General features: G+C 34.8%; 14 protein-coding genes, 2 tRNA genes and 1 pseudogene. 6 read left to right on the forward strand and 11 right to left on the reverse strand.

All coding sequences use genetic code 11. From position 1 onward, the window contains the following. Positions 1 to 15: 15 nt before the first annotated feature. Positions 16 to 156, reverse strand: a complete 141-nt coding sequence (locus tag ACQH3L_RS06560) for a hypothetical protein (RefSeq protein WP_153296798.1) — start codon at positions 154 to 156, stop codon at positions 16 to 18. A 55-nt stretch (positions 157 to 211) separates the two neighbouring features. Then, the gene (tldD, locus tag ACQH3L_RS06565) at positions 212 to 1,630 is read right to left on the reverse strand and encodes a metalloprotease TldD (protein WP_425384801.1); all 1,419 of its coding nucleotides are present in this window, start codon (positions 1,628 to 1,630) and stop codon (positions 212 to 214) included. Between the two features lie 62 nt (positions 1,631 to 1,692). Between tldD and ACQH3L_RS06570 the strand changes: the two genes are divergently transcribed. From ACQH3L_RS06570 to ACQH3L_RS06585, 4 genes are all read left to right on the forward strand, one after another. Next, a tRNA-Leu gene (locus ACQH3L_RS06570) sits at positions 1,693 to 1,777 on the forward strand. Positions 1,778 to 1,847: 70 nt separating this feature from the next. Then, the gene (locus ACQH3L_RS06575; RefSeq protein WP_010962975.1) at positions 1,848 to 2,345 is read left to right on the forward strand and encodes a hypothetical protein; all 498 of its coding nucleotides are present in this window, start codon (positions 1,848 to 1,850) and stop codon (positions 2,343 to 2,345) included. Between the two features lie 244 nt (positions 2,346 to 2,589). Next, positions 2,590 to 3,297 carry a uroporphyrinogen-III synthase gene (locus tag ACQH3L_RS06580; protein ID WP_425384802.1) on the forward strand — a complete coding sequence of 236 codons (708 nt, stop codon included), beginning with the start codon at positions 2,590 to 2,592 and terminating at the stop codon, positions 3,295 to 3,297. Beyond that, entirely contained in the window at positions 3,297 to 4,076 is a 780-nt protein-coding gene (locus ACQH3L_RS06585; protein ID WP_010962977.1) for an exodeoxyribonuclease III, read from the forward strand. Before ACQH3L_RS06580 ends, ACQH3L_RS06585 begins: the two co-directional genes overlap by 1 nt. A 26-nt stretch (positions 4,077 to 4,102) precedes the next feature. Here the strand turns inward: ACQH3L_RS06585 and ACQH3L_RS06590 are convergent, their stop codons facing one another. The 9 genes and pseudogenes from ACQH3L_RS06590 to ACQH3L_RS06630 form a co-directional block, all read right to left on the reverse strand. Then, positions 4,103 to 5,122: a hypothetical protein gene (locus ACQH3L_RS06590; RefSeq protein ID WP_070356955.1), complete on the reverse strand. Its 1,020-nt coding sequence runs from the start codon at positions 5,120 to 5,122 to the stop codon at positions 4,103 to 4,105. Between the two features lie 50 nt (positions 5,123 to 5,172). Further along, positions 5,173 to 7,749, reverse strand: a complete 2,577-nt coding sequence (gene polA / locus ACQH3L_RS06595; protein ID WP_425384803.1) for a DNA polymerase I — start codon at positions 7,747 to 7,749, stop codon at positions 5,173 to 5,175. 171 nt (positions 7,750 to 7,920) lie between these two features. Next, positions 7,921 to 9,007 (reverse strand): annotated as a pseudogene (locus tag ACQH3L_RS06600) (IS3 family transposase). A gap of 232 nt (positions 9,008 to 9,239) precedes the next feature. Next, positions 9,240 to 10,046: an SDR family oxidoreductase gene (locus ACQH3L_RS06605; protein WP_425384804.1), complete on the reverse strand. Its 807-nt coding sequence runs from the start codon at positions 10,044 to 10,046 to the stop codon at positions 9,240 to 9,242. A gap of 5 nt (positions 10,047 to 10,051) precedes the next feature. Then, positions 10,052 to 10,696 carry an alpha/beta hydrolase gene (locus ACQH3L_RS06610; RefSeq protein WP_010962980.1) on the reverse strand — a complete coding sequence of 215 codons (645 nt, stop codon included), beginning with the start codon at positions 10,694 to 10,696 and terminating at the stop codon, positions 10,052 to 10,054. Positions 10,697 to 11,088: 392 nt separating this feature from the next. Next, positions 11,089 to 11,454, reverse strand: a complete 366-nt coding sequence (locus ACQH3L_RS06615) for a hypothetical protein (protein WP_138264783.1) — start codon at positions 11,452 to 11,454, stop codon at positions 11,089 to 11,091. A gap of 120 nt (positions 11,455 to 11,574) precedes the next feature. After that, the gene (locus ACQH3L_RS06620) at positions 11,575 to 13,242 is read right to left on the reverse strand and encodes a M24 family metallopeptidase (protein ID WP_425384805.1); all 1,668 of its coding nucleotides are present in this window, start codon (positions 13,240 to 13,242) and stop codon (positions 11,575 to 11,577) included. A gap of 8 nt (positions 13,243 to 13,250) precedes the next feature. Beyond that, the gene (gene mnmG / locus ACQH3L_RS06625; protein WP_425384806.1) at positions 13,251 to 15,185 is read right to left on the reverse strand and encodes a tRNA uridine-5-carboxymethylaminomethyl(34) synthesis enzyme MnmG; all 1,935 of its coding nucleotides are present in this window, start codon (positions 15,183 to 15,185) and stop codon (positions 13,251 to 13,253) included. Between the two features lie 187 nt (positions 15,186 to 15,372). Further along, positions 15,373 to 15,448: transfer RNA gene (locus tag ACQH3L_RS06630), tRNA-His, on the reverse strand. Between the two features lie 150 nt (positions 15,449 to 15,598). Here ACQH3L_RS06630 and murJ point away from each other — a divergent pair. Next, the gene (gene murJ / locus ACQH3L_RS06635) at positions 15,599 to 17,086 is read left to right on the forward strand and encodes a murein biosynthesis integral membrane protein MurJ (protein ID WP_425384807.1); all 1,488 of its coding nucleotides are present in this window, start codon (positions 15,599 to 15,601) and stop codon (positions 17,084 to 17,086) included. Between the two features lie 3 nt (positions 17,087 to 17,089). After that, positions 17,090 to 19,633 carry an AsmA-like C-terminal region-containing protein gene (locus tag ACQH3L_RS06640; RefSeq protein ID WP_425384808.1) on the forward strand — a complete coding sequence of 848 codons (2,544 nt, stop codon included), beginning with the start codon at positions 17,090 to 17,092 and terminating at the stop codon, positions 19,631 to 19,633. Positions 19,634 to 19,670 lie beyond the last annotated feature (37 nt).

Below are 19,670 nucleotides of genomic sequence, written 5' to 3' on the forward strand. Positions count from 1 at the left end.
TCAAGTACAAAAGTGTCATCCAAGTAGCTGACACATAACTGTACGAACATTTATTTGCGAAAGCAGTGTGTTAAATGTTATAGCCAGTTTTGCCTCAAACACAAAGGCAGTGCCCAGACACTGGGATGACACCCTATTGGTGGCAATTGCTTCCAAATCATAATGTTTGTACAGCTGTGCGCCGTGCGCTGGAATCCGTTTTAGCCCTTATCTATATCTCAGTTCCACCAACAGTTATTGCGTCGACTTTGAGTGTCGGCTGACCAACTCCAACGGGCACATTTTGTCCATCTTTCGAGCATGTGCCAACACCAGGATCTAACTTTAAGTCATTACCAACCATAGATACTTTTTTCAACACTGTTGGACCGTCACCAATTAGTGTTGCTCCTTTTACTGGCTGTGTAATTTTGCCATTTTCTATTAGGTAAGCTTCCGAAGATGAAAAAACAAATTTTCCTGACGTTATATCAACCTGCCCACCACCGAAATTTACTGCATATAGACCTTTCTTTACGCTAGATATTATTTCCTTCGGTGTATACTTTCCGGGCAACATATAGGTGTTTGTCATGCGCGGCATAATAACTTCTTTATAACTTTCTCTTCTACCATTACCAGTTGGGCTTACACCCATGAGTTTAGCGTTCATATGATCCTGCATGTATCCTTTTAGGATCCCATCCTCTATCAATATATTATAACTGGGTGGAGTGCCTTCATCGTCTACGCTGATAGAGCCGCGCAAATTGGGCAGAGTTCCGTCATCAACTACTGTGATGTCACTAGCTGCTACTTGTTTACCCACAGAATTTGAAAATGCTGAGACTTTTTTGCGATTGAAGTCGCTCTCAAGTCCATGACCCACGGCTTCGTGTAACAATATTCCTGGCCAGCCTGGACCTAAAACGACTGTCATTTCTCCGGCTGGAGTTGGAATTGCTTCAAGATTTACCAGTGCTTGTTCTAACGCTTGGTTTGCAACTTCTTTCCACTTTTTCTCAGAAATAAACTTACTATAAGAGTCCCTTCCACCATGCCCTGCAGAACCTCTTTCGGTACGGCCATCTTTTTCTACAATGACTAGCACATTAAAACGTACCAGAGGCCTGATATCGCTTAATCTGTGATCACCCTTTATTATTTGTACAACTTGCCATTCTCCACTTAGAGTTATTTTTACTTGCTTCACGCAGTTATTTTTGGACCTTACATACTCATTAACCTCATTGAGTAGCTTAATCTTTGAATTCAGATCCATTTCATTTATAGGGTTAATCCTCGAATATAGGCTTTTTGTCTCTTCGTTTAAATTTATTGAATTTGTCTTGTTTAAAGACACTGAGCTTTTTACCATAGAAGCAGCATTACTAATTTCTTTTTCGCTGATCTCAGAAGAACAAACGAAAGATGTACTATCTTCACAAAAAGACCTAAAACCAAATCCCCTTCTAGTATTCAAGTCCATGTGTTTTAATATGTTATCCTCAAAAACCAGGGACTCCGACTGGCAAAATTCTAGAAACAGCTCACCACCATCGCTATTGCTCAAAGCGTTATTGACTATTTTATATACGTTATTAATATTAACATTGTTTTGAGCAAAAAATATTTGATCTAGATTTGGCATTACCTTTGAACTAAAAATTGTTTAAGTATATTATTTAACTTTAACATAGTAAACTATAAAAAGCCCGGGTGGCGGAATTGGTAGACGCGCTAGCTTCAGGTGCTAGTAACTTTTTAAGTTGTGGAAGTTCAAGTCTTCTCTCGGGCACTCTTAGCTTCCATATTGCTTATTGAATTAATTAATGTTATAATATAACATATTAGGTAATATTTATGCTATGTATGGTGAAAAAGATAAGTTAGCCTACAGAAAGAAGGTACGAACTTACTCGAAACGCTTAGTTACTACACTATCTACTATCTCTTTCATTGGATACATAGCGGCATTGGTCTTGAATATTCCTGTCTTAAGTCTGTATTTTAGTATTGCCGGCACTATATTCAGTGCACTTTCGTTTGCTTTAAATATATGGTCACTAAATGATCATTCCCGACAACAGAATCTTAATAAGAAATCTGGCATAAAAAACACTCCAGGACAAAAAAAGTTAACAAAGATCTATCTTGATATAGCATCCAGTGCTTCATTTCTAATAGGAGGTATTGCATCTATGTCGCTTTTTGAGTCTTCTGTTATTTATTTTGTTTCTACGCCTTTTTTTATTCTAGGCTGTGTTATTATGGCAGCTAATATCGTTCAAACTATGATTAGTGAACCACAGACAAAAAACGTCCTTGAGAATCTCTCTTCAAATACTGCAAGAGTACAAGCTTAAGTATTAACTTATACAGGAATATTAGCTATATAATTCCACTGAAGGAAGCCATTCAAAAGAGTTCGATGTAATTAGCGTCAAAAAAGTGTAAGCAGAAATTGTGGGCTTATTGGGGTAGGAGCGCTTAGTACTCCTACTTCCACATAAATTACTTGAATAATTGCTCAAGCTATCAAAATAAAAGTTTTTATTCAGTAATTTGTGTATAAAGGGTACTATTTTACTAGTAGTGAAATAAATCAGAATGAAGTCTATTTTATTAACGAGGCCTTTATTGGATTCGTTCAATACAAGAAATATATTGAGAAAGTATGGATACAAAGTTTATATAGAACCAGTATTCACAATAAAGTACTTAAATCCTGATATATCTGCACACGAATTTGACGTTGTAATATCCACAAGTAAAAACAGTGTAAAGGCTTTTAGTCAAATATGCAAAGTGGATGACTTTCCGACTATTACAGTTGGTAATTCAACCATGCAGGCTGCAAAAAATTTGGGATTTTCTGATATAATCTCAGCAGACAGCAACGTTGATGGTCTGATATCATTCATAAAAGCTCACTATTCAAGTGCAATAAAGTTCTTATATATAAGAGGACAAGAAGTATCATGTGACCTAAAAAAGAGATTATCTGAAGAAGATTTTAACGTAAGAGAAGTTGTACTCTATAAAACAATCATTAAAAGGAGTCTAACTAATAGGTGTAAAAATTTACTGTTGGATGGTAAAATTGGTAGTGTTGCTTTTTTTTCCTCACAGACAGCAAGGGTATTTTGTTCATTAGTTCTAAAAAGTGGGCTATCTCATGTGATGAATAATACAGTTGCATATACCATGAGTAAAAACATTGCTGATAGTTTAAAGTTAATCAAGTGGAAAAAAATTATAACATCGAGGTTGCCTACTGGGGAGAGTTTAATTGATATAATTAATAAGGATTGCTGATGCTAAAGATTGCAACTTGGAATGTAAACTCCATACGTAAAAGAGTTAACCAACTTTGTAGTTTTATAGTTGATAGTCAGATAGATATAGTTTTGCTGCAAGAGATAAAATGTACGGAAGAGCAATTTCCTTATGCGGAGATAGAAAAGTTAGGATATGAATATGCTATCTATGGACAAGTTGCAAGAAATGGCGTTTGTGTTTTATCTAAATATCCGATACTGGAGAAGTTTAAAATTGACATTGTGGAAAGTCATCAAGAAGCACGTTATATAGAGTGCGTGATAAAGTATACCAATAGTAAGATAAGGGTAGGAAGTGTATACGTGCCAAACGGTCAAAGCCCGGACTCTCACGCATTTGAATATAAACTCAAGTTTTTTGATAACCTATATGAAAGGATGAGCACTTTGTTGAAGAATGAAGAGTTAACTATTATAGCTGGCGATTATAATATTGCACCGGATGAAATTGATGTTTTTGATTCAAACTTATTGAATGGCCAAGTGTGCTTTCATATAAGAGAACGTGAGAAGTTAAGAGCGATCTTGAATCTTGGGTTTAAAGATGCGTTTAGAATATCTCACCCAAATTTGCAACAATTCACTTGGTGGCATTATCAAGGCAATTCACTCAGAAATAATCAAGGAATGCGAATAGATTATATGCTGTTATCACCACAAGCTGTAGATAAATTGGAAACATGCTACATAGATGATAGATTGCGTAAGCTAGAAAATCCGTCTGACCATACTCCTGTTGTATGTGCTATAGAATAATAGCAGATCTCTTACACAATTCACTTTTAGCAAACCTGAGTAGTCTTACCTTTGCTGCTCTGTGGTTTTTCCCTTCGTTTGTTTTCCTTTCCTGTCCAAGATTGATCGTGCTGCTCACTTTTTTCGTTTCCTACCTGGGAAATTTGCTCAGGAACAGGCTGTTGTTCACTCTTTTCTTTTCCTTGGGAAATTTGTTCAGAAACAGAGGTGCCTTTCTCAACTTCTGTAACTGGGGTTTTTAAAATATCATCAATGCCCTCGAGAATTTTTCCATTCAGTTTTGCTCTCTTTTCTGTATCATCTTTATCTTGTGAGCTAGGGTCATACAAAGTACCTTTTTTGTTATTTGAAAAAAGAACCTCCACTCCTCCTTTTATGGCAAATATTGTGCCGATAGCAGTAAGAACTACTCCGAGTGTAGTAGGACCAAAAATTAACATTGGAATAGTGGAAAGAAGGACAGGAAAAAAGATCTTGCTTAAGAACGTTGTTACCATCTCTTCATCACTGAGTGGTGGTTCATCCTCTTCTTTCTTGTCTTTACCTAAGAATGGTATTTTTTCTTTCATCCCATCCATAAAGGAGCCAGAAATATTTTTCGGGTCTATTTTGATCCCTCCAATTAGCAGCAGCAGCATTTCCAATACAAACTTTATGGATGAATCTTTAGCTTCTGTACCACGTATATCAGCTACACACTTGGTTATTATTTGTTGTATTTTATCATTATTTAATTTCTCTTCTCTAGCTAAGCCTTGCTCTCTAATTTCTTTAAACATAGAAAGTAAAAACTGAGAAAAATTCTCTTCACTGAGTGGTTTTATATCTTTTGGATTGACATTATTAAGTAGTATGTCCTTATAAGCTGATATAAAATAATCAGTTATTTCTTTGTTCTCCTTTAATTCGGCTTTACCTTCTAATACTTTTACAAAGTAATCATAGATTACCTGATGTTCCTCTTTTTCAAAAATTTTCTCATCTTTGTTAGTTACCTGATTTGAAGGTTCCAAATTCTTTGTTTGTGGAGTTAATATTTTTGTCATAACTGAGTTACTCACATTTACTATACTTCAATTGTAGCATATTTTTCATATTAATTCAAATAATCTATACTCCTAGAATTCACGATGTTTAAGTCATAATTAAGGGAATTTAGACCCCAGTTGTCGCCAATTTTTATTTCTACTTCAAGTGGTATAGAAATTTCTATTGCATTTTCCATTATATCTTTTATAAGTTTTGCTGTTTCTTGCACCTTTTCGTCTTCTACTTCAACCAGTAGTTCATCGTGAACCTGGAGGATTATTTTACCTACTTTCAATTGGTCAAAAAGCTGAATTGTCGCACGTTTTATTATATCAGCAGCGGTTCCTTGCAGTGGTGCGTTTATTGCTGCCCTTTCTGCAAATTGTCTTATATAAGGAATTGTATTGTTTATGTCTCTTACAAAGCATCTCCTGCCAAACAAAGTTTCTACATAACCATGCAATCTTGCGATAGACACTGCTTTTTCCATATAGGCCTTTATTTCTGGGCAACAGGAAAAATAGTAATTAATGTATTCAGCAGCTTCCGCAATGGTAATTCCAAGCCGCTTTGCAAGACCAAATGGACTAATGCCATATATAATTCCAAAATTGATGGATTTTGCTTTGCGTCTTAATTGCTCATCTATTTCTTGCACTCCAAAAACTTGCCTTGCGGTGATCTCATGAATATCTTGTCCGTTTGCAAAAGCTTCTTTAAATGCTGCAACGTTTGCAACGTGTGCCAGGAGTCTTAATTCTATTTGCGAATAGTCAGCAGAAATTATCTTATGCCCTTTTGGCGCAATAAATGCTTGTCTGATAAGATTTCCCTCTTCGCTTCTGATAGGAATATTCTGTAAATTAGGATTGCTGGAGCTCAGCCTTCCAGTTGCAGTTGCAGTCGTTGAAAAGCTTGTGTGTATTCTACCATCAAGTGGATCAACTTGCTTTATTAATGCATCAGTGTAGGTGCCTTTTAATTTACTTAAATGTCGCCAATTTAAGATTTTACTTGCGATTTCTACCCCTTCTTCTTCGAGTGCCTCTAGAACTTCATAATTGGTGCTATACGATCCAGATTTTTTTGACTTTTTCTTTTTATTAAGCCCCATTTTGTTGAATAAAACATCACTTAATTGTTTTGGCGAAGCAATATTAAATCTTTCTCCTGCCAAATTATATATCTCATCTTCAAGCACGGCAATTACCTGCTGAAATTTATCGGACAGCTCCTGTAATTTTTGTATGTTCAGTAATATCCCATTTTTCTCCATATCAAATATTACTTTCATAAGTGGCTTATCGAAGCGCTCGTAAATTGTGAGCAATTTTTCCTGAAATAACCTTTGCTTTAGCTTTTCATGAATTGCTATTAAAGTTTTTGCCGAGAAAATTTCTGCATTTTCACTCAAATTATGCGCAACTATGTTTGGAATACTGTGATCATGCTTTCCTGTATCCAAGCTATACGACATTATCATCAAATCATCAACTGAATCTAACATCTTCTCTATTGCAGGGAAGATTTTCCTGATCTCTTTAATGTTATGTATTATTTTAAGCACTCCATTTGAGAGCAAAGTTAAGTTAATTATAATGAGTGCATCTTGTATGCTGTCTTGCTCTATATAAAAAATATTACTTTCGCTATAAGATAGACTTAATACATTGTTTTCAAGGTGGTAATGAATTGCAATTTTGCCTTCATATCTACAATGCTCTAAAAATTTCTCTAACTCTTCACTACTATACTCTATTTTTTCTTCTGTGCTAGACCCACTATAGGAAAAAAGCTTTTCCACTTTCCCTATCAAGGAATTGAATTCATACTTCTTTAAAAAGGATAATAGTTTTTCCATATTTGGAGGGCGAACTTCACATTTTGCAATATCATGTTGAAGGTCTACTTTTTCGCATAGTGATAAAAGTTCTCTTGAAATTAGCGCTTTTTCCTTATGTTCAGCAAGAATATTACGAATCCTCGTTTGCTCGATGTTATCAATGTTCTCTATAATATTATTCAATGAATCAAATTCATCTAGTAATTTAGCTGCAGTCTTCGGACCTATTCCCGGAACGCCTGGAATGTTGTCAGATGCATCACCAGTTAGAGAAAATAAATCAAGAAGCTTGTGTGAGTTTACGCCAAATTTTTCTATTACTTGTTTTTCATCTATATATATATTTTTAATGGGGTCGAATATTAAAATATTGTGGTTCAAGAGTTGAAATAAATCTTTATCTGATGAAACGACTACCACTTTAAAGTCTTGGTGGTTGGCGTATTTTGCAGCTAGTGTTGCAATTATATCATCTGCTTCATAACCTTCAATCTCTTCATAGCTGAGGTTAAAAGCTTCTACCGCTTCCCTCAGTATGGTGAACTGTGGAGTTAGATCCTCAGGAGGCGTTACTCTGTTCGCTTTGTACTCAGGATATAAATTGTGCCTAAAATTCTTTTTCCCTGCATCAAGTGCTATAGTTAAGTAGTCCGAATGGGCAATGTACTTAAGAACCATATTCAGAAAGCCATATACACCACCTATTGGCATTCCTGTTGTGGTAATTAAGTGAGGTAGTACATAGTAAGCTCTGAAAAGAAAACCATAGCCATCGATGATTGTGAAAGTTTTTTCTTTCATTGTAGATATTTATGCGTGCTTTTGATGGTCCACTATTTAGCTGAGAAAATCAAGTTTTTGTTTTTCTGCTTTTGAGCGTTGTAAGAGATTTTACCGAAAATAGCATTCATGATGGGGATGTACACATATGACCTTACCCAGAAAAAGTGGAGAGAAAGTGTGGAATGTTTTTTACAAAAAGAATGATGCATCAAATTGTTCTGGAATGCAATAGTTAATAGTGACGTTGTTTGTTATAAAAAATTTCTATGTATTCAAATATTGCAGTTCTAGTTTGTTGAGCAGAGTGTTGTGAAGTATCAATAAGTATTTCTCTTTTCAATGAGCTAAAGAAGCTTTCTGCAACAGAATTGTCGTAACAACAGCCTTTATTACTCATCTATATTCTTTACAGCTAAGAGATATTGATACCCTTGCGCAGTATATTATGAACCTTGGTCACTGTGCAGCAGTAGATTTTTAACAGGTTTACGCCTATTAATGGCCATTAATAAAGAGTTCATAACCAATTGTTTATTTATTGCACTACTCATTAACTACCATACGTGAGAATTATTGCTGCCAAATATAGCCATCCCTCCTTGGTTTTGATGTAAGTAATCCCATACTTTATTTGGTTGATCAACAATAAAGTTTTGATCTAGTATATTGGGAGCTACAGCTCTATTATCTGTTTGTTGTTTTTTAATTTTAAACTTTCTTCTCAGTATAGCCCTGATGTCATTTTTCTGCATAATACTTTGCACCGTTTTCAAATTGCAACTTTTACCCAAAGCCTTCAATTCAGCATGAATTTTAGGAGCTCCATATCTACATTTAGAAACTTGATATATTTTTTGAATAGCTGCGAGTAGCTCTTTATTTGCTGATTCTCTACTGCTTATTTTTCTTGTGGTCCACTTATAGTAGCCACTAGCAGAAAATCCTACATAATTCCTGTACTTTATAGCAGTTACTATATAAAAAAATATTTTACTCTTTTTGACTGGCCAGGGCTTTTTTTTAAATGTCTCTTTCCCTTGTTACTCTTGCTTTGTAAATCAAACCTCTCTTTGTCGTAAGGAGCCATGTTACCTCTACCTGGAAATGCATCTGCTGCCGACTTTTTTTCGTTGTGTTTCTTTATCCATTTTCCTAATAAACCACCCTTTATTCCTAAATCCTTTGCTGTTTTTGTAATTGTTTGACCTGCCTTTCTTTGTTCATTTGCCAGTTTAACAGCTTCCAATTTGAATTCTGCTGTATATTCTCTTACCATTTCTAATCCTCCAAAATTTTATTTTACCCAAAAAAACTCTTTTCTTTCTCTCCACTTTTTCTGGGTAAGGTCACTATTTCTTAAGTAATTTACACTTCAGAGTTTATCTGCTTTAAAGTTTACTCTATTCTGTTTCAGCATTTGTCATAAATCCTTAATTATTTCTGACTTTTTAGTTCAGTTTTTAACCATTCTTTCCTTAACTTAATGGCAGTGACAATAAGCCTATCTATCATTCTGATGTGATTTCAGTTTTGTTTACGTGCAAACTCTCTAATCCCACCTTGTAGTTAGGATAAATTAGAGAGAAATTAAGATCTTTTTTAATTTTAACATTACTTACTCTCTTTGATCCTAAATAAAAACTCTGTGCATAATCTGGTAACTCAATTGGTTCTGGAGGGCTAACATTGAGAAGTTTGGTCGCATATATTACCACTTCAGATTGTGTAGTGGGTAAATCGTCTGCACAATTGTATATTTCACCAGGTTTTATGTTTTGCATGGAAGAAAATAAAATATTTGATATATCTTCAACGTGAATACGAGAAAAAAAATGCCCTTCTTTTTTCACATTCCTTGCTTTGCCAAGCCGCAAGTCAATTAACACGTTCCTACCAGGACCGTATATTCCAGCTAAACGAAAAATATGTACAGGCAATCTGCTATTCAGCCACCTCTTTTCAGATCTAAGGCGCTTTTCTCCTCTGATTTCTATAGGTTTTGTTTCAGATTCCTCATTCACCCAATTACCAGAGTGATCACCATAGACGCTAGTTGCAGACAAATAACCGAACCATTTTACATTTTGCAGGCAATCACCGTATCTCTCCACAACATCATCGCCATCTGGAGGAATAGAAATTAAAACGTGCGTTGCGCTTTTAAGCAGATCTTGACTAACTTTCTCATAATTAAAGAGGATTACATCTTGTATATTTTTACTTCTTGATGTGCCACTGACTTTCCAACCTAAGTTCAGTAATTTTTTCGATAAAAATTTAGCTACATATCCATAACCAAAGCAAAACAAGTGCATGAAAATTAATTTTTAAAATTCTTCTTGATAAATTCTACTCCTAATTTTATTCCCTCTTCATTAATAATATGCCCTAATGCATGAATTGGGTGTCCTTCAACATTTACTCCATTTTCTTTCAGAGCTTTAACCGCTAAGTCGAGGGACGAAAAAGGTACCACGTCGTCAGCATCACCATGGATAACACATATGTTAGGTTTTGATTTGATCTCTGGTGCAGTTTTTGAAGGTGAAAGAAACCTACCAGAGTATGCAACAACTGATGCACAGGATTGAGAGCGGGTGAGAGCTGTATGTATTGCAAGCATTGCTCCTTGAGAAAATCCAACTAAAGAAAGTTGCGTATCTTTTAAATTAAGCTCCTTTAATTTTGTATCAATGAAATGATTTACAATTGATGTAGCATTTTTTACTCCATTATATAGCGCTTCCTCACTACGATCTTCCAAGCTGAACCACTGATAACCATCACCTATTTCTCTTTCAAACGGAGCATTGGGTACTGTAAAATATGAACCCAGTAAAAACTTGCTCATAACTTTAGCAAGGTGAATGAAATTATCGCCACTTGAGCCCCAACCATGTAAAAAAATAATCAAATTTTTCTTATTTCCGCCTGCACAAATTTCTGGGCCTTTAAGTTCAATCATTTCTTTTCCTTTTGCGTTTATATTTTTATTTAACACTAATTTTCAAATTTGTAAAACCAATGTGCAATTACGTTCCCGATACTACAAATAAAGTGACTTAGGTTCATCGACGATTTGAAAAACCGTCATTCCGCTACTCGTTAGCGGCTGAGATACCGCGAATGAATCGCGGTATGACGTAGGGAAAACCTTAGCTATAAACCTCAGAAATAAGAAAACAAACTAGAAAAAATACCTCACTATAACTGCAGCCTTAAGCAACGTACCTTATTTATTTACGAAAACTGGTATAAATGCTATGTAAGTAGCTACTTGCATGACATCAACAATTGACCTCGACTTACCGTCCAACTAGAAAGTTGTATATAGAATGACAGAAATCCAGATGTTATTTACTTACTTTCGATCTTTTCTATCAATTTTTTAACTAAACCTCTTAGCTTCTTACTGGATTCATCAAGCTCTTGAATTTGCGAGCTGCGCTCTTTCATTAGTTCCTTATAGTTACCTCTTATGTAGTCAATCATTTCCTTCATCTGAGCAATCATCTTGTTAGCATCCATGCTGTCCAAATCAGGTATCATGTTAGGCATAGCGCCTTCTAACATACCGCCAGCCATAAGCTGCTGAGACATTTGCATAAATGGTTTTAAAGTCTGATTAAGCAATTCAGGATCCTTGGCTAATTTTTCTATTTGCTCTTTGCAAGTATCCATATACTGCTTCATAAATTCATCTTCTTGCACTTTACCTGTCATAATTACACCTACTTGAAAATATCGATTCTTTATTATATATTGTTTTTAAATTAAAAACAATACAAAATACTCATCACAATTGCATTAATACTTTTTAAATAATAAAAAATGCTCCTTTGCTTATAAAGGGTCACATACTTTCTTTAACCACTCCTTATCTTTGACGCTATTTTCTAAGTTTTTATAGACAAATTGATGGTAGCCATTTATCCATTCAATTTCATCCTTAGTAAGCATTTGCACATTTATTAGTCTTCTATCATATGGAATAGAGGTCAGTTGTTTAAAGTTTAAGAAGCCGTTTTCTTGTCTGTTGACATACATCAGATTTTCAATCCTTATTCCATACTCTCCCGGAATGTAATAGCCAGGTTCGTTGGAAAGTATCATCCCTGGCGTGAGTTTCACTTTATTACTTTTTGATATTGCTTGTGGTCCTTCGTGTACTGATAGGTAACTTCCTACTCCATGCCCTGTACCATGCATATAGTCCATTCCAAATTTCCATAAATGCGTACGTGCCAATATATCCAATTCTCCACCAGTAGTGCCGGGGGGAAAGACGACACTTGCTATAGCAATGTGAGCTTTGAGTACTATTGTATAGTGGGTTATTTGCTCATTGGTCGGATTACCAACTACTACAGTTCTTGTCACATCAGTTGTGCCGTCAAGGTACTGGCCACCAGAGTCAATCAAATACAGTCCATCTTTCTGAATTACTTTATTCGTCTTACTGCTTGCACGATAGTGAATTATTGCCCCATTCTCATTAAATGCAGAAATTGTTGGAAAGCTCAATTGTTTAAACAAATTCTGCTCTTTTCTGTATTCTAAAATCCTTTCTTCAGCTTCAAGCTCTGTACCAACATTACTTTCAAGCCAATGTAGAAAATTTGTAACTGCCACTCCATCTCTGATGTGCGCATTTATAGCCCCAGCTATTTCAGTTTGATTTTTTACTGCTTTATAAATTAAACAAGGATCCTCTCTTTCAGCTACCTGTTTATCTTTTATTACAGCCATGATACTCATTGGAGTTGTGTTTGGATCTATAACTATTGAATTTAGCTTGTGCAGCGAATTTTCTAGCTCACTGATATCAAAAATATTTATATGATTGCCTAAATTTGCTTCTATAGTTGAATGTTCTTTATCTTGAATAAACAAATCAACATTACCGCTTTTATACAATATAGCACGACCCAATATACATGGAGTATATTTAGCATTTTCGTTTCTTAAATTTAATAACCATGAAATTGAATTTGGATCAGTTAAAAGCACTGCTTCAGCTTCTTTATCTATACTTTTAGCGACTTTTTCACATTTGTCCTTACTACTTTCACCAGCATATTTAATAGAATGTAAAACCACTGCTTGTTTTCGATAGTCACTTTTTTTTCCAGCTAAACAGGGTATTAATTTACAGATATTCTCATACTTTCTTATATCTTCCATGGTAAAACATTGCAAATAATAACCTAGTGAGGCAGTCGATGTTAAGTTTGCTTTTATCCATTCGCGTGGATCCTCTTCTTGTATATTATATACTTGAAAATTGCCCTGATCGAGCTGATTGTGAGCTTGTGTGATATAGCGTCCATCTGTAAAAAATTGGCACTTGTTGTTTTTTGTGACAATAAGCAGCCCATTTGTTCCTGTGAAGCCACACAGCTTTGTTAGCTCCTCTGAATACTCATTTAAATATTCGTCTTTAGTATGTAACACAAATGCATCAACGTTTATTTCGTGCATAAAAGAACGAAATTCTTTGATTTTTGACATGGAATGCCTCACGCAAAACTAGCAGCTACTTTCGTTTTCCTGTTTCTCAAATACACTAATATGCTCACTATCGCTGCGGGAGTGATGCCTTGTATTTGCTTTGCAATGCCAATCGTCGCTGGTTTTATTGTTTGTAGCTTTTCTATTACCTCACTTGACAAGCCTTTAACTTGTGAATAGTTGAAGTTGATTGGAATTTGAGTGTTAATTTCCTCTCGTAAAAACTTCATATCTGCTTCTTGTCTTATTAGGTAGGGTTTATATTTTGCTTCAATTTCAACCGCTTCGCATATTTCATTCTTAGCTCTATTATCCGCTTTGGTGTGTCCCATTTTGCCATTCCAGCGCGTGACGCTGCTTAACTCCGGCCATATTTCTTGTAATTTATTCCAGTCGATGTTTGGATAGCTAAGTAAATCTAGTGCCGTTTTTCTTATCCCATCATAAGATATTTTGATACCATAAGACCTAAGCTGCTCAGGAGTAATCGTCAGACTCCCTAACTTCTCTTCAAGCTGCTTAATGGATTCAAGTTTATTCTGTAAAACAGAGTATCTCTCATGCGAAACAAGGGAAATATCATAACCTTTTTGTGTTAATCTTCTATCTGCATTGTCTGACCTGATAGCTAGCCTATATTCTGCACGCGAGGTAAATAATCTATAAGGTTCGATCACCCCTTTGATGACTAGATCATCTATCATTACGCCGATATATGAGTCTGTGCGATGAAGAACAAAGCTTTCTTTTTTTTCAGATGCAGAAAGTGCTGCATTGATCCCGGCAATAATTCCTTGCCCTGCTGCTTCTTCATATCCAGTGGTGCCATTAATTTGGCCAGCAAAATATAGGCCTTTAATTTTCTTAGTTTCAAGAGTATGAAACAGCTCTCGTGGGTCAATATAGTCATACTCAACTGCATATCCAGGCCTTAGTATTTCTGCGTTTTCAAGTCCTTTGATACTCTTTATCATTTCACGCTGCACTTCAATAGGCAATGAATTTGAAATTCCGTTCGGGTATACAGTATCATCATCCAGGCCTTCTGGCTCTAGAAATATTTGATGACTACTTTTTTCTGCAAATTTATTAACTTTAACTTCAATTGATGGGCAGTATCTTGGTGCTATAATATCATCCAAATACGAAGAAGCTGACCTGTGCAGATTCTCTCTAATTATTTTATGCGTGTTTTCATTAGTATGGGTAATAAAGCATGATACCTGAGGTTGGTTAATTTTTTCTGTGAGATAAGAAAACGGCACAGGTGGATTATCACCCACTTGTTCTTGCAATATTGACCAGTTTATAGTGCCACGATCAAGCCTCGGTGGAGTTCCAGTACGCAATCTACCTAATTTAAAATTATATTTCTTCAACGTATTTGCAAGTTCTACTGCAGGCTTATCTCCCATTCTCCCTGAAGGAGTTACCTGCTCTCCTATATGAATCACACCCCGCAGAAAAGTCCCTGTAGTTAGAACGACTTTACTTGTCAGTATATGCTCCCCTGAGCTTGTTATTACAGCTTTAATGCACAATTCTCCATTGTTATTACTCTCTATAAGAAAATCGTCAACCGACTCTTCTTTTACCGTCAAATTATTATAATTTAGAATAATTTCCTGTATTGCTTGCTTGTATAATTTTCGGTCTGCCTGTGCACGCGGGCCCCATACTGCTGCACCTCTGCTGCTATTTAAAATGACTGAGTGTATACTTGCTTGATCGATTGCTCTTCCCATTATTCCATCAAGAGCGTCAACTTCCCTGACTACAACGCCCTTTGCAACTCCTCCGATTGCTGGATTGCAGGACATTTCCCCTATAGCTGAAATTTTATGAGTTATAAGCAGCGTGTTTGCACCAAGGCGAGCTGCAGCAGCAGCAGCTTCGCACCCTGCATGACCACCACCTACTACTACTACATCATATTTATGCATGCCTTCTTGAGTAATTCTTACTCTACTAATATTCTAACTATTAGCGGTTAATGTCAAATTTTACAGTAATTAACTATTTCAATCATCAGTGGCCAATGTATAGCTAACTCACGTCATACCGTCACGGTATCTCTAGATCCCGCTAACAAGCAGCGGGATGACGGTTTTTCAAATTATCGGGTTTTAGTGGGGCGAGCGACCAGGATCGAACTGGCGACATTCAGTACCACAAACTGACGCTCTACCAACTGAGCTACGCCCGCCAAGATATAAAATTTCTAACATAAGAGCGCAAATAGTCAATTGATTATTTAACTCTCCTTTTGCAGAGGGTTTTAAGTTTAGCCAATAAATATTTTCATTGATACTTTTACCATTATAGTTAATTGTATTGACACTAATGAAGTAGTGGTATGTTTAAAAGTATTTTCACATTTAGTTTTTTTACGGCTATTTCAAGGATCTCAGGGTTAATAAGAGATGTATTGATTGCTACGGTTATTGGTGCGAACTCTCTTGCAGACATATTTTTTTCTTCGTTTCGTTTTGCCAATCTATTTCGAGCATTTTTTGCAGAAGGAGCGTTCACTACCTCATTCATACCATTATATTCGACAGAATCATATGATAATAAAAAGGCATTTAATTTTGCAAGTAGTATAATATCCATTACGTTTATTATCTTAGTAATTTTTTGCCTTATCATGCAAACTTTCTCCCCTTATATGATTCAAATTTTTGCTCCTGGATTTGACCAAAGTAAGTTTACCCTTACTGTTACTTTATCAAGAATTATGATGCCCTACATAATCTTTGTTTCAATTGCATCACTTATTGGTGGAATGCTGCAAGTAAAGCAGCATTTTGCTTCAACAGCTATTGCACCAATCGTTTTGAATCTCTGTTTAATCATCAGTTTGTTTGTGCCTTACGTAAAAACTCCAGCGCACAACCTTTCTATAGCTGTCCTTATAGGAGGAATTTTCCAGCTACTTTTGATACTATTTAGTGCATACAAGTTAAAGGCAGCTTTTTCTTTTAGCCTTGAATTAAGCAATGAAGTAAGGTTATTTTTTAAGCGTGTGATACCTGCAATTATCAACAATTGTGTAACTCAAATAAGCTTATGGATTGATACAATCATGGCGAGTTTTATACCAAATGCGGTGTCCTATATATATTATGCCGATAGACTAAATCAACTACCGCAGGGAATAATCGGTACTGCAATTGGTACAGTGCTTCTTCCTTTAATTTCAAAACAGGTGGATAATACTGAAAATATAGTCAAAATACAGAACAAGGCTCTCAACATAGGATTAATGTTAATTATGCCAACAACTGCTGCCTTTATCATTATTCCCGACATAATTTTACTTACGCTTTTTTCTTACGGCCGGTTTGATCATTATGCAGTGCAGCAAACTGTTCCCACTTTAATAGCATTTTCTCTTTCTTTACCTGCATTTATTATAAATAAAGTATTGCTACCTACATTTTTTGCTAAAGGCAATCTGAAAATACCAACCATATTTTCGCTAATGTGTCTTGGAATTAATGTAGTGCTAAACCTTTTGTTAATGAACGAGTATCAGCATACGGGGATTGCTATTGCTACTTCCGTTTCCACTTGGATAAACTCTATTCTATTAATTAGTTATTTAACAATAAATAAAATGTATAAGGTTAGCCAAGCGTTATTGTTAAATGTCATGAAAATTTTTGTAGCAACGGCAGTCATGTCAATAGCCCTTTATATTTTTAATTCTTTGTTGGCAGGATTATTTTTTGATAAAATGTTGGCTCGTATTGTTTATTTAACGACTTTAATAGCTTTGAGTGTTATTGTTTATTTTGGTATTCTCTATTTAATATTTAAGGGAAACTTTAAGCATGTGTAAATTATGAGACTTTCTTTATATGCTATATTATCAATCTCACTGCTATTAATTCTCATGCATGTTGCTGCAACTTTTAAGGATTGGAGTGGCTACAGGAAATATATCATAAAAGAGTTAGAGAAGACGTATGATGCTAAAGTGCATATTGGGGGAAAAATTAAAGTTTCGTTGATTACCCCAAAGCTCACTATTTATAATGTATACGTACAATACAACGAAAATAAAGAGCAAAAGTTGTCAGATTTAATTAGTGTAAGAAAAATTGAAATAAGGCCATCATTCCTATCGTTGTTTTTATTTTCGTTGCAACCAAAGTCAATCACATTGTTTGGCATGAAAAGCAACAAAGAAAATTTACTTAATATTATAAATACAAACGCCAGTGGTAACACAGTCGATATAGTAATAAAAGACAGCCAAGTAAGTTTCAAGAATGATTTCGCTGATATTGTTAACATAAAGGAAGTTGCTGTAAAAAAAAATAAGCAGTTTTTTGGTAAAGTAAAGGTAGGTGATAATAATTACGATTTTTCAGGAAAGGTTAATATCACAAAAAGGAATGTACACATTAGTGTTGAATCAAATTTTGTAAATTTGCTATTTACAGGTAATAGAAATCAAGAAGAACTCCAGGGTAATTTAACATTAACAATTAATAACAGTTCCGGTTCTGTGAGTGATTTAGCAAAAATCATTAATCTTAGCTTTCTCTCTTGTGTTATTCCTAGCGAAAATATCAAGATATCATCCAATATAAGTCTTAATGAAAGTGAGTTTACGGCAACTGACTTAAAAATTGATTCCAAAAGCATGCAAGCCAGCGGTACAATACAAAATGATAGAAAAGGCAATCACACTAATTTCAATATTAGCTTCAGTAAAGTTGATTTAGATTCCATACAAAATGATTCACAAAGAACAATGAATATGAAGGATCTTCTGGAATGTTTTAGAGCAGTTGTGCCAAAGAACTTGAGCTTAAATTTTAATATGGAAGCTTCTAACATTCAATATCAAAACAAAATATTGGACAATTTCCGTGCTGTACTAAAATCCACTGATGGCAAAGTAAAAGTTAATACGCTTCTTAAATTTCCTGGAATCAATAATATATCTTACTTATCAGGAGAGATCTCAAACAATAATGTCCTATCTGAATTCAACGGTGATTTATTAGTCGAAGGAAATGATTTTGAGTCATTCATTTCATGTTTTTTCCCTTCTATAAAGATGAAAGAAAACCAGAAAAATCAATTTACACTAAGTTCTAAACTGCACCTTGCACCAAGAATATTATCTATCTCAGACATTAGACTGCTAAATAATAAGGAATCCTTGCAAGGATCAATTAGAGTAAGCCACACAAAAAAACGCAGTGTGATCGATGGTGAATTTAGCATGCATAATCTTGATACAGATAAATATGATCATTCATTATTTAGCAGTTTACCTAAAATGCAATGGCTGAAAAATTTTCAGTATGATACAAATATAAAGGCCCGTGTTAATAACCTTACATTGAATGATACGAAAATTAAAAATTTGGATTTTTTGCTGAAAATGGAAAAAGGTAAGCTAGTTGCAGATAAAATAAAACTATCTGGAGAAGATTTCGATATTACCGGTAATGCAAAAATATTAGCAGATCAAAAATACGCCAAACCTTTATTAGATGTTAACCTTACGGGCAGTAAATTTAATGGAAAAATTATTACATTACCAAATTTAGTAGAGACGAAAAGAAATTCAAGAAATGAGATAGATCAAATTCAATGGTCAACAAAGCAGCTTGATTTTTTGGATGATAAAGAAGGCTTTGATGCAAATGTGCAAATCAATACTGCAGGATTTAAAACCGAGCAGAATGTTTTAAAAGATTTTAATTTGGATGCGGTAATGAGAAACAACACTATCACTATCAGGCAGGCAAGTTACGTATTAGAACGCGGGCAAGTGTTTTTTCAGGGTTATTTAAGATCAGACTCAATAAATACAAGATTTTCTATTGTAAATTTGGACACTAAAAAGATTGGTAAGGTTATAGGAATTGACAATGTAAATGGTCAGGTAAGCTTAAATGGTGAAATCAAAACTCAAGGAAAAAGTTTTCATGATTGGGCTAGTAACTTATCAGGAGATGTAAACTTACAAGCGCAAGGAATAGAAGTTACTAATGTAGATTTCAATTCATTTATCACTAATTTGTTAAGCAGTAAGAATAAATCTGAAATTTCCACACTTGCTTATGTTGATATATATAATGGCAAGACATTTTTTGAAAATATTAGCGGAAAAGCAAGTATTAAGAGTGGTATATGTTCAACTAGTTTACAGTTCGGGATTGATCAAGCATCAGGATCGATCTCTTCTAATTTAACCTTATCTAACTTCGCTTTAGCTTCTATATTCAGGTTCTTTTTCATACCACCAAATTATAGTAATCCAATCTATATCGATATGCATTTGGATGGCCCTATTTGGCGTCCTAAGATGAGTTTTGATGTAGACCAAATCTTCATCGCTCTGGTTGGCAAGAAAAATAGTTAATTTACTTAGGTGTACGGTTTAGGGGACAATAAACTCA

It is taken from the genome of Wolbachia endosymbiont (group A) of Sturmia bella (genome assembly GCF_964030905.1).
GTDB classification, from domain to species: domain Bacteria; phylum Pseudomonadota; class Alphaproteobacteria; order Rickettsiales; family Anaplasmataceae; genus Wolbachia; species Wolbachia pipientis.